This is a genomic window from Streptomyces sp. NPDC059668 (assembly GCF_042734135.1).
Lineage (GTDB): Bacteria > Actinomycetota > Actinomycetes > Streptomycetales > Streptomycetaceae > Streptomyces.
This window is the reverse complement of record NZ_JBHWEL010000082.1, coordinates 1-22679: the sequence shown is the minus strand read 5'-3', so window position 1 is coordinate 22679 and position 22679 is coordinate 1. Positions and strand designations below refer to the sequence as shown.

20 protein-coding genes and 1 pseudogene are annotated in these 22679 nt (G+C 72.2%); 6 read left to right on the top strand and 15 right to left on the bottom strand.

The window, feature by feature from the left end:
* Window positions 1-113 precede the first annotated feature (113 nt).
* Window positions 114-320, bottom strand: a complete 207-nt coding sequence (locus ACFV2J_RS36150; protein WP_385442695.1) for a hypothetical protein — start codon at window positions 318-320, stop codon at window positions 114-116.
* Between the two features lie 223 nt (window positions 321-543).
* On the opposite strand from ACFV2J_RS36150, the gene ACFV2J_RS36145 reads away from it, so the two are divergent.
* The 4 genes from ACFV2J_RS36145 to ACFV2J_RS36130 all read left to right on the top strand — a co-directional run bounded on the left by ACFV2J_RS36145 (window position 544) and on the right by ACFV2J_RS36130 (window position 4518).
* Window positions 544-780 carry a chaplin gene (locus ACFV2J_RS36145; protein ID WP_385095446.1) on the top strand — a complete coding sequence of 79 codons (237 nt, stop codon included), beginning with the start codon at window positions 544-546 and terminating at the stop codon, window positions 778-780.
* A gap of 1292 nt (window positions 781-2072) precedes the next feature.
* Window positions 2073-2951 carry a hypothetical protein gene (locus ACFV2J_RS36140; protein ID WP_385442690.1) on the top strand — a complete coding sequence of 293 codons (879 nt, stop codon included), beginning with the start codon at window positions 2073-2075 and terminating at the stop codon, window positions 2949-2951.
* A gap of 104 nt (window positions 2952-3055) precedes the next feature.
* On the top strand, window positions 3056-3307 hold the full coding sequence (locus ACFV2J_RS36135) for a hypothetical protein (protein ID WP_385097105.1): 252 nt from the start codon (window positions 3056-3058) through the stop codon (window positions 3305-3307).
* An 11-nt stretch (window positions 3308-3318) separates the two neighbouring features.
* A complete protein-coding gene (locus ACFV2J_RS36130; protein WP_385097102.1) occupies window positions 3319-4518 on the top strand; it encodes an SPFH domain-containing protein in 1200 nt (399 codons plus the stop codon).
* A gap of 317 nt (window positions 4519-4835) precedes the next feature.
* Here ACFV2J_RS36130 and ACFV2J_RS36125 read toward each other — a convergent pair whose 3' ends face one another.
* The 14 genes from ACFV2J_RS36125 to ACFV2J_RS36060 form a co-directional block, all read right to left on the bottom strand.
* The gene (locus ACFV2J_RS36125) at window positions 4836-5075 is read right to left on the bottom strand and encodes a hypothetical protein (protein WP_385092204.1); all 240 of its coding nucleotides are present in this window, start codon (window positions 5073-5075) and stop codon (window positions 4836-4838) included.
* Between the two features lie 158 nt (window positions 5076-5233).
* Complete coding sequence (locus ACFV2J_RS36120) at window positions 5234-5746, bottom strand: GNAT family N-acetyltransferase (RefSeq protein WP_385092207.1); 513 nt, start codon at window positions 5744-5746, stop codon at window positions 5234-5236.
* Window positions 5747-6153: 407 nt separating this feature from the next.
* Window positions 6154-7698 (bottom strand): NADase-type glycan-binding domain-containing protein, encoded by a 1545-nt coding sequence (locus ACFV2J_RS36115; protein ID WP_385092210.1) that lies wholly within the window; start codon window positions 7696-7698, stop codon window positions 6154-6156.
* Window positions 7695-8252 carry a phage tail protein gene (locus tag ACFV2J_RS36110; RefSeq protein ID WP_266707400.1) on the bottom strand — a complete coding sequence of 186 codons (558 nt, stop codon included), beginning with the start codon at window positions 8250-8252 and terminating at the stop codon, window positions 7695-7697. The genes ACFV2J_RS36115 and ACFV2J_RS36110 overlap by 4 nt, the downstream gene beginning before the upstream one ends.
* A complete protein-coding gene (locus ACFV2J_RS36105; protein WP_385442685.1) occupies window positions 8249-10207 on the bottom strand; it encodes a putative baseplate assembly protein in 1959 nt (652 codons plus the stop codon). The genes ACFV2J_RS36110 and ACFV2J_RS36105 overlap by 4 nt, the downstream gene beginning before the upstream one ends.
* A complete protein-coding gene (locus ACFV2J_RS36100; RefSeq protein WP_385092219.1) occupies window positions 10207-10647 on the bottom strand; it encodes a GPW/gp25 family protein in 441 nt (146 codons plus the stop codon). Before ACFV2J_RS36100 ends, ACFV2J_RS36105 begins: the two co-directional genes overlap by 1 nt.
* A 40-nt stretch (window positions 10648-10687) precedes the next feature.
* Entirely contained in the window at window positions 10688-12595 is a 1908-nt protein-coding gene (locus tag ACFV2J_RS36095) for a VgrG-related protein (protein ID WP_385092222.1), read from the bottom strand.
* Complete coding sequence (locus tag ACFV2J_RS36090) at window positions 12595-13332, bottom strand: LysM peptidoglycan-binding domain-containing protein (protein ID WP_385092225.1); 738 nt, start codon at window positions 13330-13332, stop codon at window positions 12595-12597. The genes ACFV2J_RS36095 and ACFV2J_RS36090 overlap by 1 nt, the downstream gene beginning before the upstream one ends.
* 60 nt (window positions 13333-13392) lie before the next feature.
* Window positions 13393-13818, bottom strand: a complete 426-nt coding sequence (locus ACFV2J_RS36085; RefSeq protein WP_153286961.1) for a phage tail protein — start codon at window positions 13816-13818, stop codon at window positions 13393-13395.
* Window positions 13819-13862: 44 nt separating this feature from the next.
* Window positions 13863-14216: a hypothetical protein gene (locus tag ACFV2J_RS36080; RefSeq protein WP_385442678.1), complete on the bottom strand. Its 354-nt coding sequence runs from the start codon at window positions 14214-14216 to the stop codon at window positions 13863-13865.
* A gap of 3303 nt (window positions 14217-17519) precedes the next feature.
* Window positions 17520-17678 (bottom strand): DUF6760 family protein, encoded by a 159-nt coding sequence (locus ACFV2J_RS36075; RefSeq protein WP_385096948.1) that lies wholly within the window; start codon window positions 17676-17678, stop codon window positions 17520-17522.
* Window positions 17675-18178 carry a hypothetical protein gene (locus ACFV2J_RS36070; RefSeq protein WP_385096950.1) on the bottom strand — a complete coding sequence of 168 codons (504 nt, stop codon included), beginning with the start codon at window positions 18176-18178 and terminating at the stop codon, window positions 17675-17677. The genes ACFV2J_RS36075 and ACFV2J_RS36070 overlap by 4 nt, the downstream gene beginning before the upstream one ends.
* The gene (locus ACFV2J_RS36065; RefSeq protein ID WP_153286958.1) at window positions 18178-18621 is read right to left on the bottom strand and encodes a phage tail protein; all 444 of its coding nucleotides are present in this window, start codon (window positions 18619-18621) and stop codon (window positions 18178-18180) included. The genes ACFV2J_RS36070 and ACFV2J_RS36065 overlap by 1 nt, the downstream gene beginning before the upstream one ends.
* 93 nt (window positions 18622-18714) lie before the next feature.
* Window positions 18715-20295 carry a phage tail sheath family protein gene (locus tag ACFV2J_RS36060; protein WP_385096953.1) on the bottom strand — a complete coding sequence of 527 codons (1581 nt, stop codon included), beginning with the start codon at window positions 20293-20295 and terminating at the stop codon, window positions 18715-18717.
* Window positions 20296-20686: 391 nt separating this feature from the next.
* Between ACFV2J_RS36060 and ACFV2J_RS36055 the strand changes: the two genes are divergently transcribed.
* A complete protein-coding gene (locus ACFV2J_RS36055) occupies window positions 20687-22108 on the top strand; it encodes an RICIN domain-containing protein (RefSeq protein ID WP_385442674.1) in 1422 nt (473 codons plus the stop codon).
* A gap of 140 nt (window positions 22109-22248) precedes the next feature.
* Window positions 22249-22679 (top strand): annotated as a pseudogene (locus ACFV2J_RS36050) (hydrolase); the annotation flags it as partial.

Below are 22679 nucleotides of genomic sequence, written 5' to 3'. Positions count from 1 at the left end.
TTTATTTTTTTTATCAGCCCCCCGCCCGGTTTGGGCCCCGGGTTCCGCGGCCCGGGGCCCCCCCGCCCGCCGCCCCCGCCCCCCCCGCCCCCGCCGCCCGGGCGCGGCTCGAGTCAGGGCAGCAACTTGTCGAGGGCCGCGGGCCCCTCCTGTGCCAGCTTGCGTTCGGCCCAGGCGAGGTTCTCCGGGGTGATGTCGCGACCCGCGGCGAGCACCAGGTCCTCGGCGGTGACCTCGCCGCCGGCGCCGGTGTGCAGCAGCGCGTCGGGGGTCGCCCTCTCGTCGGACGGCACGGGCGAATCCGGCTGGCTCGTTGACATGATCTCTCCCTGTTCCACCTGACCTGTTCTCACGTTACGGGCAATCCGGGCACCCCGCGCGACGCGTCCCGTGCGCCGCCGAGGCGCCCCGCCGGTGCCGGGACAGGGGCCAGGAGACGGTGCGCGGGGCCCGGCGACCCGTTCGGACGTACAACGATGTCGGTCGGTGGTTTCGCGGGTGAAGGTGGAGGAACCGCACTCCTGCGACTGATCGGAGCTTGTAATGCGTATTCGTCTGATGGCTGCCGCCGGACTGGCGAGCGTGGCCCTCGCCGCCACCGCCGGGACCGCCTCCGCCGCCGACCCCAACCCGGTCGGTGCCGCCGTGGGCAGCCCCGGTCTCCTGTCCGGCAACGTCATTCAGATCCCCGTCGACCTCGGCCTCAACCTCTGTGGCAACACGGTCGACGTGCTGGGCCTGCTGAACCCGGCGACCGGGAACGCCTGCGCGAACAGCTGATCCGCCAGGGCCGCCGGGCAGGGCTGTCTGCCCGGCGGTGCGCGGCCGGGCTCGGGATTCCGGCCGGCCGCGCCCTCATGTGTCCCGCCCGTCGGGCACTCCGCGCGACCCCGTGACGTCCGGGCCCGTACGGACCTGGCCGGCCCGCAGGACGGTCTCGGCCCGGCGCTCCGGGCCCCCCAAGTCGGACCGCATGCCCGGTCCCCGTCATGGTGAGCGGTCCGTGATGCCGGCTGTCGGCCCTCCGCGCGGCCGTGACCCGGACATCCGCGCCGGCACCCACCCTCCCCGTGGCCTCGACGGCGGCTGTTTCCGGCCCCGAGGCGTGTCGTACGGCCGGCCCCGACACCTCCGTGAACTCCGCCCGGACGAGGGTCCCTTGCAGCCCCCGGGCGACAGCGCCGGCCCCTCCCGCCGTACGACCGTCCCCGATGTCGCGGCTGTCACCGACGGCGTACGGCCGGAACCCGGAGAAACGGCCGGAACCCGGAGAAGGGGACGCGCGCGTCGCCGGGGCATTCGTCCGGTGAGCCGGTGGGAGCGCCGCGGGCGAAATCGCGCCGCGCCTCCCAGAGCCCGTTGGGCAGGATGCCCGGCCTCCCCGGCGTCCCGGTCTCCCACCGCCCTCGCCTCCCACCGCCCTCGCCTCCCACCGCCCTCGCCTCCTGGCTCCCTCGGCATCCTGGCTTCGGCGGCCTCCCGGCTCTTCACTCCACGACGGCGACCTTCCCGCAGCCGCCGCACACGGCGCCGATCGGCGTCCTACGGTCTCTCCGCCGGGCGTCTCCGCGGGCCTTCACGTGCCGGCGCCGGAATCCACGCATGCGCCGGCCGGGGGGCGCCGCCGGTGAGCAGGCCCACCGTATGCCGCGCGGTTCGCTCCCTCGTCCCCAGGTGATCCTCGGCCCCAGGTGATCCTCGTGCGGAGTTGTCCGGTGGCAGGTGAGGGGGCCTTCGTCAGCGGTGGTGGGGTCGGCCGGGGGCGCGAAGAGTCGGTCCGGGCCGTGCCCGCCGTCGAGCCCACGCCCCCCCCGTGAGTGGGCGCCGGGCCCGGATGCCCACCTCCGGGCGCCCGCCCCGGACCGGGAGCGCGACCGTGGCGAACGGTGCTCCGTCACGGGCGTGCGCGGCACTCGGCGTGGCCACCGCGGTGCGAGGGGGATGCGAGGGCAACTGCCGTGGTCCGGAGGGTTAGTGGACGGCCAATGATTCCGCATTGGCCTGTACATGCCCAATTCCACCGGTCAGACTGTGCGCCGGAACCAGCACCCCCCACCCGAGGAGCACCCCTCATGCGCATGCCTGCCCGGCAACGTTGTCACGCCGTTCTGGCCGGTCTTGTCACCCTCGCCACCGCCGCCGCCCTCTCGGTCGCCGCCACCGCTCCCGCCGCGGCCGCGGACACCTGGACCGAGGTCGGCTCCGACCGTGCCGATCCGCTGACCGAGAGCCAGGGCCTCGCCTCGGTCGAGGTTCCGGCCGGCAGCCCCAACCGGTACACGGGGATCGGCACGATCCCGTTCGGTCTCACCGTCCGGGGCTGGAACCACGTCGGAGACCCCGACGCCTCGTACAACGGCTATTACATCGAGCCGTACCAGGCGGACTCCGGGGGCGCCAAGATGTACCGGGTGCAGGCACCGGGCGGTGCCTGGTCGGAGTACGTCCACGCGCTGAGCCCCGGGGAGGCCCTGAACAACTCCTTCGACACCATCTCGCCGAACGGTTCCTGGATGGTGTCCGGTGAGTGGGGCACGATGAACCGCCTGCTGGTGTTCCCGACGCCCGGGGTGAACCCCGCCACCTCCCCCTCCGCCAACCTCCCGCAGGCCTCCACCATCAACCTCGACCACGCGGTGCGCGACGTCCAGGGCTGCGACTTCGTCACGTCGACGCAGCTGCTGTGCGCCTCCGACGACCCGGAGGGCGCGCTCTTCGGCATCACCAAACCGCTGCTGCAGGTCGACCTGTCCGCGGAGCCCGGCTCCACCGACGTGACCGGTCACGTCACGGCCCTGCGCCAGCTCCCGCTGCGCAGCTCCTGCTCGGGCAGTTTCGAGACGGAGGGCATCGACTACGACCGGCGCACCGGCACCCTGCGCGTGATCGTCGTGTCGCCCGGCTTCTGCGTGCTCACCGACAGCAAGACCTACCGGTTCACCAGGAGCTGACCACACCCCCGGCCGCGACACGGGGGACCGACCGGAGCGTATGCGTCCGACGTGGGGAGGTCTAAGGTCGGAAGCAGAACGACAATGATTGGGGGCGGCCGGCAGTGGTGCAGGACGAGGCCGTGATCGGCTGTATCGGGGAGCTCCTCGTCGGCACGCGGGGAGCCGCCGGTCCCGGCGAGATCCTGGTGCGGGTGAGAGGCGGATCGGAGACCTTCCTCGCCTGGTCACGGGAGCCCCTCCCGATCGGGGCGACCGTGCTTGTGATCGAATCCCGTGGATGCCGTGAGGTCGACGTCATCGAGTGGGCCGATCCGTTGGACGCGTTGGGCGGGGATCCCGCCGACGCCGGTTAAGGAGTAGAGCGATGTTCGGTTACCGCGTTCCCGCACCCGACGAGGCGATGCTGATCTCGGGCGGCAGGCGGGGACTGGGGGGCGCGCCGTTCCGCGTGGTGACGGGGCACGGCAAGTTCGTGCTCCCGGTTTTCCGCAAGACCCGTTTCCTCACCCTTTCGATGTGCGAGGCGGAGGTCACCGAGACCTGTGTGACCAAGCAGGGGATCGCGCTGCACGTCCGCGCCGTGATCGCCTTCAAGGTCGGCAACGACCACGAGAGCATCATCAACGCGGGCCAGCGGTTCCTGTCCGACCAGGACCAGATGTCGGTGCTGACCGGCCGGATCTTCGCCGGCCATCTGCGCGCCATCATCGGCTCGATGACGGTCGAGGAGATCGTCACCGAACGGCAGAAGCTCGCCGCCGAGGTCCTGGACACGTCGAAGATCGAGATGGCCAAGATCGGTCTGATCGTCGACTCGTTGCAGATCCAGTCCATCGACGACGGCGACACCGGCTACATCGAGGCCATGTCGGCACCGCACAAGGCCGCCATCCAGCGCCAGGCCCAGATCGCGCAGGCCCAGGCCACCCAGGCCTCGGTCGAGGCCGAGCAGGTGGCCGCGCGCAACCAGGCCGAGTACGCCCGGCAGACCGCGATAGTGAAGGCGGAGTACTCGGCCGAGGTGGACCGCGCCCAGGCCCAGGCGGCCCAGGCCGGACCGCTGGCGCAGGCCCACGCACAGCAGGAGGTGCTCGCGGCGCAGACCGAACTGGCGCAGAAGGCGGCCCAGTTGCGCCAGCAGCAGCTGGTGGCCGAGATCGTGAAGCCCGCCGAGGCGGAGGCCGAGCGGATCAAGGTGCTCGCCATCGCCGACGCGGAGCGCATGAAGATCCAGGCGGAGGCGGCGGCTTCGCACGACCGGGTGGCGCTGGACCGGATGCTGATCGACCAGCTCCCGCTGATCGTGAAGGAGGCCGCGGGCGGTCTCGCGGGCGCCAACGTCAACGTCCTGAACGGCGCGGACGGCCTCGGCGAGATCGCGGCCGGCCTGGTCGCCCAGGGTCTGACGATCCTGGACTCGGTCCGTCAGAACCTGAACGGCAACAACTCCGACGGCCGCTCCGAGAAGTCGGAGACGCGGCTGGAGCTGCCCGGGTACCTGCGGACGCCGGACACGGGCGCCGACGGGAACGAGTCGCAGGACGGCGCGTCCTCGAAGGGCTAGGGGCTAGGGCGTGTTGCGAAAGTCCCGTCGTCCGCCCGGAGGGCGGGCCAGGTGCCGCGAGGCAGGCGGGACTTTCGCGACACGGCCCAGTCCTGAATGAAGTACCGCCCCGGGAGCATGACTTCGGCGGCGTGACGTCGACGGGCTGACGTCGACGGACTGACGTGCCGTCGGCGTCCCGCGTCGAGTGCCGTCGCTGTGGCACGGCTCCCGGGGCGCCGACCCCCGACTCCTTCGGTGCTCCGGTCACCGCCGATGACATCGGCGGGGAAGTACTGGGCGTCGGCGTGCGCTCATACCGGTGACGCTACGAAACGTCAGCTGAGCCAACCGGTCGGGCTGTTGCCGGGGGGAAGCGAGGGCGGAAGGGACGGCGGCAGCGGGCGCGGGTTCGGCACCGAAGTGCCGGAAGGCCTCGGGAGGAGACCGCCCGAGGAAGGGTCCGTGTTGAGGATCCATTCGAGTTCGCGTTGGATCCTGCGTGCCTCGTTGCGGACCTGAAGCGGTATGTCGCCGCGTTCGGAGATCAGTTGGGCGTAGATCGGTGCTTCGTGCACGGGTGGCGCTTCTCCTCGTGTCTGGTGCCGTGCCTCTACGGTAAGGCCGCGGCGACTTCACGGGAGTCATCCTCCCAGTTCGGCCAGAACCGGAAGAACTCGACCATGGAGTGGCACGTTCAGGGGGTGTCGCCGGTTCCGAACGCCGGTGACTGTCCCTAGGAGGCGGGCCCGCGCGTCATTTTCCTTTCCCAGAACACTTCGTCGTGCCAGGCGCCGTCCGCGTAGAAGTGGTCGTGGGCGATGCCCCAGGAACTGAATCCGTGCTTGCGGAGGATCGCCTGGGACGCGAGGTTCTCCAGTTGGGTGTGCGCCTCCAGCCGATGCAGGTTCAGCTCGTCCTCGGCGATCCGCAGCACGAGGCCGACGGCACCGCTGGTGTGCCCGAGTCCCTGGTGGAGGGAGGAGACCCAGTAGCCGAGGAATCCCTTCTGGAACGGGCCACGCAGGATCGAGCTGATGTTGACCTGCCCGATGACGGTCCCGTCGCAGACCACGACGCCGGGCCAGGCGAGCCCCTGGTCATGGGAGGCCAGCAGGGATGCGATGACAGCTGCCTGCCCGTCGGGCGTGTAGAACTCCGGGGGTCTCGCGGGCAGCCAGCGCGCGTACGTCTGCCTGTCCCGGGAGTGCAGGGCGGCGAGCGCCGGGCCGTCGGAGGGCTCGATCAAGCGAATCAACGTGGAACTCACGGGTGTTCGGCTGTCCTGTCAGCTGCGGTGGCCGGTCGGTTCTGCGGGAGCCTCGGGGAGGTCGCGCTCGATGAACGGAGCAAGAATACGCCGCGTCGGCCCGGTCGCTTCGGCGAGATCCGTCGGCGAACGTGCCCCGGCGTGGCCCTGTTCACCCCCGACCCGTGAGCGGACATCACGAGCCGGGGGCATGAACCGACGGTCCTCGCGCGGGAGATGCCCTCCTCCGGCCACGGCAGGACCCCTGAACACGGTGACACGGGGACACGGGGACACGGGGACACGGGGACACGGTGACACGGCGACGCGGTCCGTCGTCCCGGTTCAGGAAGGCCCTCTTGCGTTTCCGACCGGCCCTCGGCCGCGCCCCGGCCGCGACGGTGAGGTCAGGAGCCGTTGGAGCTCGACGGGCCGAAGAACTCGATCTCCGCTATGGAGACCTGCTTGGAGGCGGCGGCGCCGTAGGCCGAGCGGATGATGAAGCGGACCGCGGTGACGTCACCCGCGCGGAACTTGCGGCTCTGGCCGCCCGCGCCCTGGTCGAGGGTGAGGAAACGCGTGCTGGTCTTGCCGTTCGCGGTGGTGACGCGAGCCTCGATGCGGTGCGGCAGCGCCGACTGGGAGAGCTGGTCCGCGCGGGTCGAGACGCCCGGAGTGATGACCAGGTCCAGGAGCCTGGTCGGCTGTGCGAAGCGGGCCTCCAGCCACTCGCCGTCCCCGGACTGCGAGACGCCTGGTCCCCACCAGGTGTTGTTGAGCTTGTCGAAGGCGAGGCCGGCGCCGTGACCGGGGAAGGAACGGGACGCCTTGTAGCTGTCGGGGCCGATCGGCGCCCGCTTGGCGAAGTGGTCCTTCACCGCCTGCACCGCCGTACCGGTGTTCATCGCGGCGACCACCACCAGGGTGAGGACGACCGCGCCGACCACCCAGTTGATGACGCGTCCGAACCCGCGGCGCAGCCGGGGGCGGTCGCCGGCCCACGGGGTCTGCCCGTTGCGGGAGTCGAACAGCCGCCGCCACCAGGGCAGCCGGCCCGGGGTCTGCCGCTCGCCGGCCATGGGCAGCGCGCACCGGCCGCAGAAGTGCCGGTCAGGACGGTTCGGAGTGGCACACCACGGACAGGGCACACCCCCTTCCGCTCCGGGTTCGCCACCCGGGGCGCGGACCAGCGGGCGGTTCGCGACGGGCAGGCCGGGCAGCACGGGCGCCACCGACGGCGCCGCCGGCCGCTCCTCCGGATCCGCCACGGGCACCAGCAGCGACCTGGCCCGCTCGGCCGCGGAGTCCCGGGAGACCTCGGGGGCGGCGGACGGCAGCGGCTCGGTGTCCGCCGCGTCGTCGTGCCCTGACCGGGCCGTGGAGGACGCGTCGGGAAGGGCCGGGTGGGCGCGCGGGACGTCGTCGTCGGTCCGGTCCGGGCCACCGTGGACCGGAGTCGCCGCGGCGCGCGGACCGGCTGTCACGTCCGGGGCCGCGTCACCGTGGTTCACGTTCCCGTTGAGGTTCTCGTTGCTGTTGCTGTTGCTGTTGCTGTTGCTGTTGCCGGCGTCGGCGATGTCCGTGTCCACGGCGTCCACGGTGTTCGGAGCGCCGGTGTCCGACTGCCGCCGCTCGCCGGTTCCGGCGTCCGTGCCATGGGCCGTACGTGCCGTCCCCGTACCGGCGCCCCCTACGGCGAACCCGTCCCACCGCGGCTCGCCCTCGGCCGGTGGGGCCTCGTCGGGGGCCACGGCGACGGGGCGCCGGGTCTCCGCCGCCGCCCCCGCCCGGGAACCGACCGCCTTGGCGGCGGCCGTCGCGGCCGGGTTCCCGGCCCAGTCGAGCACCGCGCCGCAGGCGTCGCAGAAGGACTGACCGGGTTCCGCCCGAGTGCCGCACTCGGCGCAGGCGGGGGCACGCCCGGGTTCGGTGCCTGGGGTCTGGGTGGTCATCTCTCGGGAATCCTTTCGGCAGCGGTCACCTGGACCGTGTAGGGCATGTGGGCGGGACGGGCGGCCGCCACGAGGCTCTCCAGCCGGTACTCGTCCGCCGGCGTCGGATCGGGCAGCCGCAGGGTGACGTGCAGCCGGGGGCGGCGGTCGCCGGGGACCGGGCCGAGCGGGCGGGGATCCCAGGCGGCCGCGCCGCTCTCGGTGATCTCCGGTTCGGCGCCGAAGGCGAGCCGCACCGCCTCGGCGAGACCGCGACGGGTGCCGCGTACCCGGTGCAGATACGCGGCGGCGGCGACGGCCGCGCGCAGCCGGGCGTCCGGCTCCGAGCCGTCGATCTCGGCGCCGACCCAGGTACCGAGCCAGCGGGCGAAGTCGGCCGGCGCGAGCGCCGGGTCGAAGTAACTGTGCAGACAGTCGAGAGCGAGCAGGATCGGCGCCACGACCTCGTCGAGGCCCGCGACGAAACGCAGCGCGAGGTCGTCGTCGGCGAAGACCGCGGGCAGCATCGCGCCGATCGGCGCCGACGACTCCAGGCCGTCGATGGAGCCCCTCATGAACCGTCGCCGATGACACGCACCCGGTGGTCGAACGAGAAGACCAGGGAAGGGGCTTCGAGATCGATCCGGTCGGTCGGGTCGCCGCGCTTGCCCGTCAGCGGGTCGGCGGGGTGGAGTTGCACGGCGTCGACGAGTTCGACGCCGGGGACGCGTTGCAGCACCGCGAAGACCTCGCCGGACTGGACGGGACGGCCGAAGGGCCAGCCGGTGCCGTTCGCGCCGCCGGTGAGCGGGTCGAGGTGGCGGTAGAGCGCGTCGTGGGCCTGGCGGCGGACCCGGTCGGTGTCGACCCCGCGGAAGGCGTGCACGGTGGCCACGACGGTGACGCCCTGGTAGAAGGGCGGCCCGACCGCGAGCCGGGTGCCGATCAGCCGTCGTTCGTCGAGATAGCGGGTGATGCGCTGCAACAGGGCGTCGCCCGGCACGAGTTGCTCGAACCGCAACCGGCCGCCGGGGTCCGGCACCGCCTGCGGCACGACCAGGACGCGGACCGCGTAGGCGCCGTGCTCGCCCTCGTCGCCCTCCAGGCAGGTGATGCGGGCGGTCTCGGGCGCGGCGCGCCGGGCGAGTTCCTCGTAGTCGCGCAGGGTCACGGCCCGCTCCTGGGCCCGCAGCGTGATCGGCGCCCGGGTCTTCGCCTCGGCGACGGTCTCGCCGTCGACGCCACCGCGGGCCGCCTCCCGGTTGACGACCTCCGCGACGTACGGCACCGAGCTGCGCAGCACCTGGACGGCACCGCGGGCCACATTGCCGGCCCGGCCGCCGCCGGTCCGGTAGCGGCGGGCCCGGATCACGGCGCCCTTGGGCGCCACCGAGCCGAACTGGCGCAGCGTGCCGTCGGGTTCGCGGACGGCGGGCCCGAAGGAGATCTCGCCGGTGGCCGCGTCCAGGGCGATGTGCCGGTCGCCGGGGCCGGACGCGGCGAAGTGCGGGACGACGTCCCAGTCGCTCCAGCCGTCGCGCTCGGCCGTCTGGAGCAGGACCGGCGGGGTGTCCCCGACGACGGGGAAGTGGGCGAGGCGCAGCCGCTGACCGGGCAGCCCGGTGGACTCGCCGAGCGCCTCGTCGAGGACCGTGTCGGCGTGGATCGCCGAGGTCGTGCCGCCGAGCGTGAACGCCTCCGCGGCCTGGACGGTCGGCGAGGTCGTGTAGAAGGGCTGGTCGGGCAGGGGGTCGGTGACCCGGCAGCGCAGCCAGCCCGCCTCCTGTCCGCCGGTGCGGGAGAGCGTGTGCCCGCCGGGGACGTGCAGCACGACGTCACCCGGCCGGTTCAGACCGCCTGTGCCGTCACGGTCGACCTCGCAGGCCGTCCAGCCGTCCTCGGTCCACGCCTCCCAGACCAGGGGCGGCTGGCGCGGGTCGACACCGACGCCGTCGACCCGGCTGTCGAGCTCCAGGGCCACCGCGCAGTGCGGTACGGCCGTGGTGAGGCCGAAGAGCATGCAGTCACCGGGACTCGGCGCCTCCGCGAAGCACAGCACGTCCTTGCCCTCGGTGAGGTCGGCCGTCCGGTCGGTGACCGGAAGCCCGCTGTGCTGCACCACGAGATGACGCAACGCGGTGGGCACGACGGTCAGTTCACGTTCGGTCGCGAAGACGACGGCCTCCTCGCTCTCCGTGCGCAGCGTCGCGGCCTCGGTGCCCACGGGAAGCACGATCGGCTCCTCCTGCGGCGCGGACAGCCAGAACGTGACGTCGGTGCGGGCGGCCGAGGGCGGGAAGAGCGTGATGCCCACGAGGTCCAGGAAGGCCAGGTGGTTCTTCTCCGGGACCCGGTTGAGCCGGTAGACGATCTGGTCGGCCATGTGGGCGACCGTCTCCACGAGGGTGACGCCGGGGTCCGACACGTTGTGGTCGGTCCATTCAGGGGCGCGCTGCTGGATGTAGCGCTTGGCGTCGTCGACGAACTGCTGGAAGCGGCGGTCGTCGAGGTTCGGGGAAGGCAGTGCCATCAGCGGTCGCTTTCAAGGGAGTTGCCCGCGCCCGGGGCGTCGGGATCCTCGTGGGAGGGAATGACGTAGAACGGAAAGACCAGACTGCGGGGGTTGTTGGTGCCACGGATCGAGTAGCGCACGTCGATGAAGAGCACACCCTGGTCCGCGCCGGCCGTCACCTCGACGTCGTTGACCTCGATCCGCGGCTCCCACCGGTCCAGGGTGGTGTACACCTCGTGCTGGATGCGCCCCGCCGTCGCCTCGTTGACCGGGGAGAACACCAGATCGTGGATGGCGCAGCCGAACTCGGGCCGCATCGGCCGCTCGCCCGGTGCGGTGGCCAGCACCAGCCGGATGGCCTCTTCGATCTCCCGCTCCCCGCTGACCAGCGCGATGCCTCCGGTGGGGCCGATGCGCATGGGGAACGCCCAGCCGGATCCGACGAACTGCTCGGCCATCAGAGGGACTCCCGCCTGTTGCTGACGAACTTCTCGGCCATCACGGCAGTGGATAGGGCTTGTTGTTGACCATCACCAGTCCCTGGAGGGGGATGGTGACGGCCCGGACACCTACGGCCGCGATGGAGTTGACCTGGACGGTGCCGCCCGCGGTGAGCGTCGCGGCGCCGACCGCCTTGAGGCTGAGCGCGCCCACGGCGTCGACGTTGACCGCGCCGCCGAGGGACTTCAGGTTGACGAGCCCGCGGCCCTCGATCGTGAGAGGCCCACCGCTCTTGATGGTCAGGCTCCGGCGTGCGCTCAGGGTGAGGTCCGTTCCCGCCTCCACCGACACCGACCTGCTGCCCTTGATGGTGACGGACCCCTTGCTGTCCACCGTGATCTCGGTCTTCGTACGGTCGAGGTTGATGGTCAGCTTGTCGTTGCCGGAGGCGATGCGCACACCCTGCTTCCGCGCGCCGGTCTGCTGGCTGAGCAGGTCGACGCGGTTGCCCTTCCGGTCGGACAGGGTGTGCCGGATCGCCTGCTTCTTGATCCCGTCGTGCAGCGGGACGTCACTGACGACGGTCGGCCGGTCCTTGCCGTTGTAGAGGCCGCCGACGACGAACGGGTGATCCAGGGCGCCGCGGTCGAAGGCCACCAGCACCTCGTCCCCGACGTCGTACGGGAACACCCCGCCGCCGCCCTTCCCGCCCAGCTGCACGGTGCGGGTCCAGTCGCTCTCGTACAGGTCGTCCAGCCAGGGGAACTGGAGCTTGACCCGGCCCTGCTTGAGGGGGTCCTGGACGTTCGTCACCAGGGCGTTGGCCACGCTGGGCAGCTTCGGGGTGGTGGCCGTACCGCCTCCGGAGGTCAGACCGTACAGGGAGCGCCACTGCCGGCCGCTGACGGTCACCCAGGTCCGGTACGGCTCGTCGTTGCCGAACTCGTGCCGGACGGAGGTGACCGTGTACTGGCCCTCGAAGGGCTTGCCGACGTCGGTGAGGGCGATCGGGACGCCGGGGCGCAGTTTGGGGTTGCCCCAGACCACGACCTCCAGCTCGGCGAAGGACGAGGTCACGTCGTCGGCCAGGGCCTCGGCGGCGAACTTGACCTCGGGCTGGCGGTCGTAGGGTGTGTCGGTCTCGACCAGCTTGGCGGGCTTGAACTTCTTCGCCGTGTCCTTCGGCGTGACGCCGATGGCGAAACCGGCGTTCGCCGTGGCGGGGGCCGTCGCGGTCAGCTTCTTCTTGGTCCCGACGTCCCAGCCCCGGGCCTCGGTCTTGGCGACCTGGTCGGCGGAGGTCACCGCGGCCCGGCAGCGCAGCACGTCCACGCCGCCCTGGAGCACGAAGGCACTCTTCTCGCCGGGTGTGCTCGTCGACGGCGCTCCGGACGCCGGGTCCGGCTTGACGAACTGGAACCTCCCTCGGGAGTCCAGCGACATCACCATCTCGTTCTCGTCGGCGAGCCGGGCCAGGAAGTCCCAGTCGGTGACGTTGGCCTGGCTGATGAAGTCGTACACGGTCCGGGTGGACCCGACCTTGGCACCGACCGGGATGCCGTTCATGGCGACCAGTTTGCGGACGATGTCGGAGGCCGTCTGATTGCGGTAGGCGGCCACCCTGCGCTGGCGCATCAGACGGTGACCCAGGTCGTAGCCGCGCACGACGGTGAAGGTCCCGGTGCCGTCGTAGTCGGTCTCCATCCCGGTGACCTCACCGGTCAGCAGCGGGGAGGAGGCCCCCTGGCCGTCGGCCACCGGCGCGAGGACCACCTCGGTGCCGCACTGGACACCCAGGTCACCGAGTACCAGCCGGTCCGGGTCGCGGAAGGTGAGCCGGAACGCGCCGGGCACCCCGGCCCCGAGGTCGACCCAGCAGGCGACCAGATCGGAGGCGATCTTGTCCGGGAGCGGGCTGCCGCCCACCGTGACGTGGACGACGCTGGAGTACGAGGCCTGCACCATCAGAGAGCCACCTCCTCGGCGGCCGGGAGCACGAGCTCCGTGCCGTTCGACAGCCGGGACGGGTCGTCGATGCCGTTGACCTCGGCGATCGCACGCCAGGCCGCCGCGTTCCCGTACTCCCGCCAGGCCAGCGACTGCAAGGAGTCGCCCGCCACGACCCGGTGCACGCGCCGCGCCGTGAGCGCCCCCGACGTCGGGTTCTGGCCCTTGGTCTTGCTGGGGATCTCGTGCAGGTGCACCTGACAGCTGGCACGGATCGGCACGCCCGTCGTACCGAAGAGCGAGTAACTGGCCTCCACGGAGCCGACGTACGCGGTGAAACGCGCGGTCGAGAACGACCCCCACTGGAAGACCACCCACGGCGTGGACGGCTGCTTGGCGGCGATGCTCTTCGTCGTCACCTCGCAGCAGGAGAAGAGCGCCTCGACCTTCTTCAGCACCGAGTTGCTGGTCGGATCGTCGGAGGAGTCGAGGAAGATCTCGACGGTCAGCTCGCGCGGCTCGGGACCCATGAACTCCGGGAGGGAGCCGTCGCGCACGGCCGCCGTAGGGGTGGTCTTCCAGCGGGCACGGCGGGTCAGGGAGAGCGTCGTGGGATTGAAGTCGAAGTTGAACGTCTTGATCAACGCGCCCGGTGTCGTGCTGTGGCCGATGGGCGGCTCGTGGATGGCCAGCGTGGCACGCACGAGACTCTTGCCCGCACCGCCCTTGCTGCCCTTTCCTGCCTTGCCTGCCATGTTCTTCGCCGTCCCCTAGTCCCTGAAGTCCCCGAGTTCCTGACCTTCCGCGGTCCGCCGCTAGTCCGTGAAACCGTGGTGGGTGATCTCCAGGACCTCCGTCGCCACACCCGGACTGGCGGGGTCCAGGGACGGCCCCTGCCAGCTCACCGGCAGTACGTCGATCAGCCCCCAGCGCGCCACCTCCGAACCGTCCGCGCGCAGCGCCGCGATCTGCGCGGTGGGCCGTTCGACGCCCGTCGTCACCGACGAGATCCAGGCGGCGACCTTGGAGGTGTCGGGGGTGAGCGGGCGGGTCAGGCGGATGTTGGAGAAGGTCACACGGGACGGAAGCTGCCACACGAACCCGTTGTTGCCGCCCTCCTGGCGCTGCTCGATCTCCACCTGCGACGAGAGTCCTTCGCACCCGTTGAAGTAGCCGAGGCTCTCGCCGTCGATCGTGAGGGTGAAGAAGATGGTGGATCCCGGGTCGAGATCGGTGGGCATCGGGGGTGGGCCTTTCTCGGAACGGACGTACGGGGTGGGGGAGATCAGCGGCGGGGATCGCGCAGCTTGCCGATCCGCTCGCGTTCGAGGCGGAGTTCGGTCCGCAGCAGGCGGGTGATCGGTCCCGCCAGCTTGTGCGTCAGCTCGTCGATCTGACCGGGGGTCAGGGCACGGGGGTTGAAGTCGACGGGGGTGTACGCGGGCGGGGCCTGCTCGCTCTCCCCGCCCCGGTTCCCCGAGTTCGAGGACGAGGACGGGGGTTCACTCGCGGAGTACGCGGGCGGGGGACCGGTCGGAGGGGGTGGCGGAGGCGGTGACGTCGGGTTGACGACCCGCTGGACATGCGGGGTCGCGGGAGGTGGGACCGGGGTCGGGGCGGTCGGCGGGGGCGGGGCCACCGAGGCACGCTGCACCGGGAGGGCCAGGGGCGGGACGGCGGGAACCGCGGTGAGGGGGACGGCCGTTCGGGGCGTCGGACCCGTGCGGTTCCTGGAGCTCGTCGGAGGCGCCGTGGCGACCGGACCGGCCGGTCCGGCTGGTCCGGGGGAAGCGGGCGGACTCGTCCTGCCGGGGGCGCTGTTCGGGTCGGACACCGTGCGGAGCGGTGCGCCGCCGTGGTCGTCGGGCCGTGCAGCTGGCGTCCGCGGACGTGCCGACGGGAGCGTGGGCGTGCCCGGCGTGGTGAGTCGCTGTACGACGGGGCTGTCGCTCCGGCCCGCCGGACCGGTGACGGCCACGGGGAGGCCGGCCGCGGGGAGTGTGCGCGGCGGAGAGACGCGAGGCGTCGACCGCTGAACCAACCCTGGATCAGGGGCGGTTGCGCCGGAGACCGGCAGGGGACCCGGCGTGCCGGTCGCCCGCGGCGGAGTGCCGTGGGGTGTGCCCGAGAGCGGGAGCGACAGCACGCCGCCGGACGCCTCGGGCGCGGTGGCGAGTCGCTGTACGACGGGCGCGCCCAGACCGAGCCGCTGCACGGGCGTGCCGTGCGCAACGGGGCCGGGACGGGGAGCGGTGTGTCGCCGCGTCGCCGCCTCCGGAGGTTCGGGTGCCGAGGGACCGGGCCGCCGGGCGGAGGACTCCTCGGTCGACGCGGAAGGAGCCGTGCCCGACAGCGGGTCCGTGCCCGACGGCGTGCTGGAGAGCACCTGTTGACCTCGCGGCGCGGGACCACCGGCGGGCCGGGCGAGCCTGTCGCCGACCGACCTCTGCACGGCGGGCACGTCGGGGCCGCCGGTACGACCCGGGGTGTGCGGGGTGCCGCCAGGACGCGGGCCGAACGGGGCGCCGGCCGCCGCGGGGTCCGTACGGCCGGCGCCGGAAAGGCCCACGGCGGGGGCATCGGCGCCGGGCGTGGAGGTGTCCGGAACGGGCGATGTCGGTGCACCGGCCGCCGAGGAGGCCGACGGGTGCGCGACGACGGGCCGCGGCGACGAGGAGGCACGCGCTGCGGGGCCGGAGGCCGAGGCGGACGCGGTGACGCGTTGGACGGCGGGCGCGCCGACCGCCGACGGGCCGGCCGCCGCCGCTCCGGCACGGGGCGTGGACGCCCGACCGACGGGTGCGACGGGACCGCCAGGTCGGGGGCCGGTCACGGCGAGGCCGGACGGCTGGGCGACGGAGGGAGCGGTACCCGCGACCGGTGAGCCGGGGAGCGTCGCACCGGTGGCGGGCGAGATCACTGGAATTCCGGCCGTCGGCCGGTTCTGCGCCGACGGGGGACCGACCCGCGACCGATCGGCTGTGGGGGATGACGTGGTGAGCCTCTGGATCACCGGAGCGACGGGGGCCGCCGAGCCGGCCCCGGGGGTGACCGCGCCGGTGGCCGCGGCCCGTTGGGTGCCGACCCGTGCGGCCGGGCCAACGCCTCCACCCGCCCCGTGTCCGGGTACCGCACGCCGGACCGCGGCACCGGTGGTGCCGGGCAGACCCGTACCCGTCGGCGAAGTCGCCGCCCCCGAGGTGCTGGGACGCCGGAGCACGGGTCCGCCAGCGGGTGCGGCGGTTCCGGTCGCGAGCGAGCGCTGGACGGCCGGAGCCGTCGCGGTCACGGCACCACCGGGCCCCGGCGCGGCCCCGGTGATGCCGTCTCGCGGCCCCGGCGCGGCGCCCCCGGAGTGCTCGCCGCGCGAGGCCGAAGTCCCGCGTCCTGAACTGCCACCTTCCGGATGCCCGTCCGCGGGCGTGGTGCGGCGCAGGGGTACGGCCTTGGGCGCGGTCCGGCGCTGGACCGTGGTGGCCGGGGGTGTGGCGGGCAGGGCCGAGGTCAACGCGCGTGCCGGGGTGAGCGCGCGTGCGGGCGGAGGCGACGCCACGGGCGGAGCGGACACCTGTGCCGAGCTGTTCCGCCCGCGAGGACGATGCCGGTCGCCGTCGGTGCCGGGGGCACCGGACGAGGCCGGGACCGGGGAGGCGGAGGAGACGGCGCGTTGCACCGGCGGCCCGGCGACCGTGGGTTCGGACCGGGGGCCCGCCCCGGCGGACGGAGCGCCCGAGGTGGGTCCGTCGCCGGACGCTCCCGTCCGCCCCGCCGGGGTCCCCGTCCTGTGTACCGGCACCGGGTGTCCCGAATCCGGCCCCGCTACGGGCGGGTCGAGCCGTACGGGCGGTGCCGGGTCCGCCGGAGGGGAGGGCAGGGGCGCGCCCAGGGCGGAGCGCCGCCGCGGCCTGCCCACGGTGGGGACGTCGGCCGGCGGCTTCGGCGTGGCCGAGCCGTTGACCACGGGCGCGCCAGGAACCGTACGCTCCGAGCCGCCGGATGTACGACGCTGGACCGGCGGGCCGGGGTCCATGGTGGCGCCGCCGTACGAGGACGGCGGGACGGAAGCGGCAGGGGCGGCCGGTCCCGCGTCCGGCGCGGAACCGCCGCGCGCCGGGTGTACGGGACCTGGGACCGCGGGAGGCGGCCCGGCGGAGGTGACCGGCAGGCCGGAGGCCGGGGGAGCGGGGGTGGGCCCGTCCGTGGGAGCCGTGGCCGGCGACGAGACGTGCGGGGACAGGGAGCCGGCCCGGGGCACGCCCGCGGACGGCGAAGCGGGCGCCGCCGAGGGGTCGGTCGCGGTACGGCGTGGCACGGACGGTGTCACCACCGGCAGCGCCCGTCGCTGTACCGAAGGCCCGGCCGGTGCCCTGGTCAGTCCGGTCGGCGCCGGAGGCCGGGTGGCCGGGACCGGTACGGCGGTCACCCTCGGGCCCGTCGGCCCGGTCGCCGTGACCGGGAGGTCCGCGTGCCGCGCGGACGACGGTCCGGCACGGTCGGCCGTCTCCGCGGGCGTCGCCACCGGCAGGGAGAGGGAGGGGAGTTCGAGACCGGAGGCGGGCAGCGCCGGGGTGGCGAGCACACCCCGCACCAGACCGCCGGGCGCGCCGTCCAGCACGGCGTGCGAGAGCGTGCCGGTGAAGGACGGGTTCTGCCAGGTCGTCAGCCGGCCCCCGAACCCGGAGTCGGCGACGGAGCCCCGGCCGGCGGTGGCCCGCTGGATGGGGGGCAGCGAGGGCCAGGCGGCGGCCCGTACCACGCGCTCCCCGCCCTCCTCGCCGCCACCGCTCGCCCCGGATCCCGCACTCGGCGGCACACTGCCACCGACCCCCGGGGCCGGGCCGTCACCCGCAATGGGGACAGCGGCCCGGCCCGCGGCGGTAGCGCCGCTCGTGCCCCGGTCCCGTCCGCCACCCCGTAGCCGGTCAAAGACGCCCACGCCGCGTCACCTCTCCCCGGCGCCGCGCTGGACGAGCGCCGCGATCTGTTCCGTGTAGCGGCGCCGGTCGCGGTGTTCGAGGTCCAGGATGGTCTCCAGATTCCAGTGGAAGTGGTAGGCGATGTACGCGATCTCCTCGTGGATGCGGTCGGTCGCGTACGTCACGATTCCCCCAGGCGGCTCCCGCCGAGTTCGACCTCGAACGGCTCCTCGCAGTGCGGGCAGGTGACGGCTGCACGGGTGTGACCCTCGGCGTTGACCTGGCGGTAGAAGTCCTGGAGGAACGCGAGGTCGGAGGCGAACATGTTCTCCACCACCCCGTCGTGCACGAGGGGCAGCGTGCCGAGCCGGGTGATGACCCGGCCGAGGAGGACGACGGACAGGTACGCCGGGTTCTCCTGGACGCGCATGTCCCGGAGCGGGATCAGCTCGTCCCGCGCGGTGGCGAGCCGCATCACGCCGAGGCGGTGCACGGTGCCGGAGTCGTCGACGTATCCGCGCGGCAGCTCGAACTCGAACTCGGTGCGCAGGGGTTGGGGTGACGCGGCCGGGGCCGGGGCCGGGGCCGGAGCAGCGGTCTGCTCCGGCTCCGCCCAGGCTTCCGTCTCCGGCGCCGGTCCGGCGACGGCCGCGGCCGAGGCCGTCCTGGGAGACGTACGGCGCATTACTCGATGACCAGTTCTTCGAAGGTGATCGTGACGGTCTCGGTGAGCGCGGCGGCCTCGCCGGCCTTGACGGTGCTGGTGTCGATCTTGCTGCACCAGGCGTTGCGCATGTTGTACCGCTTGACCGGGTTGTTCTGATAGTCCATCACCATGATGGTGGCGTTCTTGCGGGCGGTGCTCATCTGACCGGCCACGGACTCGGTGATCCACTGGTTGAAGGCGGCCGACTGGGTCATACCGCGCACCACCGTGCAGGTGCCGGCCTTCTTCACCCCCGGCAGCTTCTTGGTGACGGGGATGCCCTGCGAGGAGACCTGCTGGTACTCGATGACGTCCTGCTCGATGCTGAGGCCGCTGACCTCGGCGAGATACTCGACCATGACACCGTCGATCTGCAGGCCGAAATTGTGCGATGTGAGGGCGTCACCCGGCTGGAGACTCATCTGTTCTCTGTCCTTCTGATGGTTCTGGTACGTACGGGGAGCGGCGGGCGACCGCCGGGACGGTCACGTCGGTGCGGACCGCCGGTGCGCGGACTACTCCTCCAACTCGCCGTTCCCGCTGGAGAACTGGGCCAGCCGGAAGATCACGAACTCGGCGGGCTTGACGGGCGCGATGCCGATCTCGCAGATGACCCGGCCGAGGTCGACCGACTCCGGAGGGTTGGTCTCCTCGTCGCACTTGACGTAGTACGCCTCCTCGGGCCGCGAGCCGAAGAGGGCGCCGTTGCGCCATTCGTTGACCAGGAAGGCGGACACGTTGCGCCGGATCCGGGCCCACAGCGCGTGGTCGTTCGGCTCGAACACCACCCACTGGGTGCCGATCAGGATCGACTCCTCCAGGTAGTTGAAGTACCGGCGGATGTTGAGGTAGCGCCAGGCCGGGTCCGAGGACATGGTGCGGGCGCCCCAGACGCGGATGCCGCGGCCGGGGAAGGCGCGGATGCAGTTGACGCCGATGGGGTTGAGCAGGTCCTGCTCGCCGCGGGTGATCTGCAGCTCCAGGTCGACCGCCCCGCGTACGACCTCGTTGGCGGGAGCCTTGTGCACGCCGCGCTCGGAGTCGTTGCGGGCCCAGATGCCGGCGACGTGACCGCTCGGCGGGATCATCCTGGTCTGGCCGGTCGCCGGGTCGAAAGCCTTGATCCAGGGGTAGTAGAGGGCGGCGTACTTGGAGTCGTAGCCGGCCGTCTCCTGACGCCAGACGCGGATCTGGCGGGCGTTGAGGCCCGGCGGGGGGTCGATGACCGCGACCCGGTCGCCCATCAGCTCGCAGTGCGCGATCAGGCCGAGCTGGACGGCCTTGACGGCCTCCAGGTCGATCGCGCCGCGCTGGTAGGCGGCCATCAGGTCGGGCACGGCGACCATCGACACCTCGTCCACGGCCTCCAGGCCGCCGAAGCCGGTGCGGTCGGCCGAGTCGCCGAGGTACTGCGCGGGGCCGGGGTGACCGTCCCGCTCCTCGGCCGGAACGGCCGGCGACGAGGTCGACGGGGCGGCGAGCGCCACCGTCTGGTTGTCGGGCCGGACCAACTGCGCCGCGGGCGCGGCCTCCTGCACGGTGATGAGCTTGGAACGCTCCTTCACCTGCGTGACCACGTAGTTGCGGCCGCCCTTCTTGGCGGTCACGTCGAAGGTCTCGACGGCCTTCTCGCCGTCCTTGACGATCAGCCTGAACCGTTCGGCGGGACCCTCGCCCTCGGGGTCGGCGACCTCGACGCTGAGCGAACCGCCCGCGACGGCGCTGACCGTGAAGGTGCCGAGCTGCTTGGGCTCGCCGGGCGGCAGCGCGGCCTGCGCCGCGGATCCCGTCACCGCGGCCGGGGCCGTCGCGTCGCCGTTCACACCGCCGGGCGTGCCGCCGACCCGGACGACATAGGCGGCGGAGCCACCGTTGTTGAAGAAGCCGTAGACGGAGTGCGCGAGGTAGTACCCGTCGGTGAACTCACCGAAGGCCGCCACGTACTGCGTCCAGTTGGTCACCAGCGTCGGCTCGTTGAGCGGCCCCGACGGGGCGAGCCCCACGAAGGCCGCCACCGAAGTGCCCACACCCTCGATCGGACGAGAGCCGCTGGCCACCTCCTCGACGTAGACGCCCGGCGACAGGTAGGACGGCATGCTCTGCTCTCCTCGGGGTACGAGATGGGACGTCATTCACCCTCACGCGCGAAGCGCGTCCCCCGAAACGTCCTGCGGTACCTGTCCGGGGGCAGTTCTGTTGCCCACAGGGGCAACCCGGCGTGCCATCAGCACCGTTGCCCTCATCGTTGCCCTCACCGTCGCCCCGGAGTGCGTTCCCCGCGGCCCGCTTCATCCGGTAGATCCTGGAACGCCGACTCCTGCGCGCAGTTCGTCTTCGTGGCCACCGGAGTGACGCTGCCCCGGCGCTGACGGACGTCCGCCGCCGGGCTGCCGCCGCCCGCAGGGGCACCCTCACCTGCCTGTTCGTCCGGCGACCGTTCCCCTGTGACTCCTGACCGCCACCGTCACCACGGCTAGCCTCCCGACGGTGAGTATGTGGACCTCTCTGGAACCCGCGTCAGCGACCGTCGACCCGGGCGCCAGCACGCGGGTACGGCTGCGCCTGCGCAACACCGGCGACATCGTCGACGAGTATCGTTTTGAGCCGGTGGGTGGGGTGGCGCCCTGGACGTCGGTGGAGCCGCAGTCGTTGCGGTTGTATCCGGGGACGACGGGGACGGTGGAGTTGACGTTCGCGCCGCCTCGGACTCCGGATGCGTTGGCGGGTCCGCATCCGTATGCGGTGCGGATCACGCCGACGGAGCATCCCGAGGCGGTGACGGTTCCTGAGGGGAATCTGACGATCACTCCGTTCGTGGAGGTTCGGGCTGAGTTGGTGCCGCCGACGGTCAAGGGGCGGTTTCGGGGGCGGCCCAGGCTCGCGATCGACAATGTGGGCAATACGAAGCTGACGGCGTCGGTCAGTGGGAGTGACAACGGGGACCATCTGTCGTACGACATTCATCCGAGCAATGTGCAGATCGAGCCGGGGCGGGCGGCTTTCGTCAGGGCGACGTTGCGGCCGCGTCAGATCATCTGGTTCGGTTCGAAGGAGCAGCGGCCCTATTCGCTGGCCATTCAGCGGTCGGGGACCAAGGCGCAGCCGGTCGAGGGGACTTATGTGCAGCGCGGGTTCCTGCCGCGTTGGCTGGCCACCTTCCTCGGCGTTTTCATGGCGCTGGCCATCACGTTCGTGATGCTGTGGCTGGCGTACAAGCCACAGGTCCGCAGCGCCGCCACCGAAAAACTCCAGGAAGCCGGGATCAGTACCCTCCCCGCGCCCACCCCGAGCCTCGCGACGGCGCCGAGTTCGGCCCCCGCTCAGGAGCCGGCCCCCTCCCGGGCACAGCAGAACCCGGACGACGGCGGTGGGGGAGGCGGCGGTGCGGTGGCCAGTCCCGAGGCGACGAAGAAGAAGGCGTCGCCGGGCCCGCTGCCCGCGTCCGGCGTCGTACTGCGGAACGCCACGACCAGGAAGTGCGCCGACATCCCAGGCTACGACAAGGGACAACCGAACGGTCCGGTCAGGGAGTTCGTGTGCGACGGCACCGCGCACGACAACCAGCTCTGGAACCTCGAAGTGCGCGAGAAGGGCAGCGGGCCCGAGAAGTCGGACCTGTTCCAGATCCGCAACGTCAAGGACCGACTCTGCGTGGACCTGCCCGACTTCGGCGCCAAGCCGCCGCGGACGGGGGTGTTCGAGTTCCAGTGCGACGGCACGACCGCCGACAACCAGCTGTGGTGGCTCGACAAGCAGGAGAGCGGCCACTACTGGATCCGCAACTACTCCAGCAACCACCTGTGCCTTGACGTCTCCGGCTACAGCACCGGCGGCGACGACACCCCGCTGACGATCTTCACCTGTAGCAACACCGACGACCAGGAATGGGACATCGTCCACCCCTCCTGACCCTCCTGCGGGTGGCCGACCCCGTTGCTGGGGAGGGCAGTTCGGGCGTCGGGAAAGGGCAGCCGGCCGCAGACCTTCGGGCACCCACCGTGCCCCGAGGCCTGCTGACGGGGGCCTGCCCGCGGTCATAGCGTCGACAGGTGAGCCTTTGGACTTCGCTGGAGCCTGCCTCCAGCACTGTGGATCCCGGTGGCAGTACCAAAGCGCGGCTGCGGCTGCGCAATACCGGCGACGTGGTGGACGAGTATCGTTTTGAGCCGGTGGGTGGGGTGGCGCCCTGGACGTCGGTGGAGCCGCAGTCGTTGCGGTTGTATCCGGGGACGACGGGGACGGTGGAGTTGACGTTCGCGCCGCCTCGGACTCCGGATGCGTTGGCGGGTCCCAATCCGTATGCGGTGCGGATCACGCCGACGGAGCATCCCGAGGCGGTGACGGTTCCTGAGGGGAATCTGACGATCACTCCGTTCGTGGAGGTGCGGGCTGAGTTGGTGCCGCCGACGGTCAAGGGGCGGTTTCGGGGGCGGCCCAGGCTCGCGATCGACAATGTGGGCAATACGAAGCTGACGGCGTC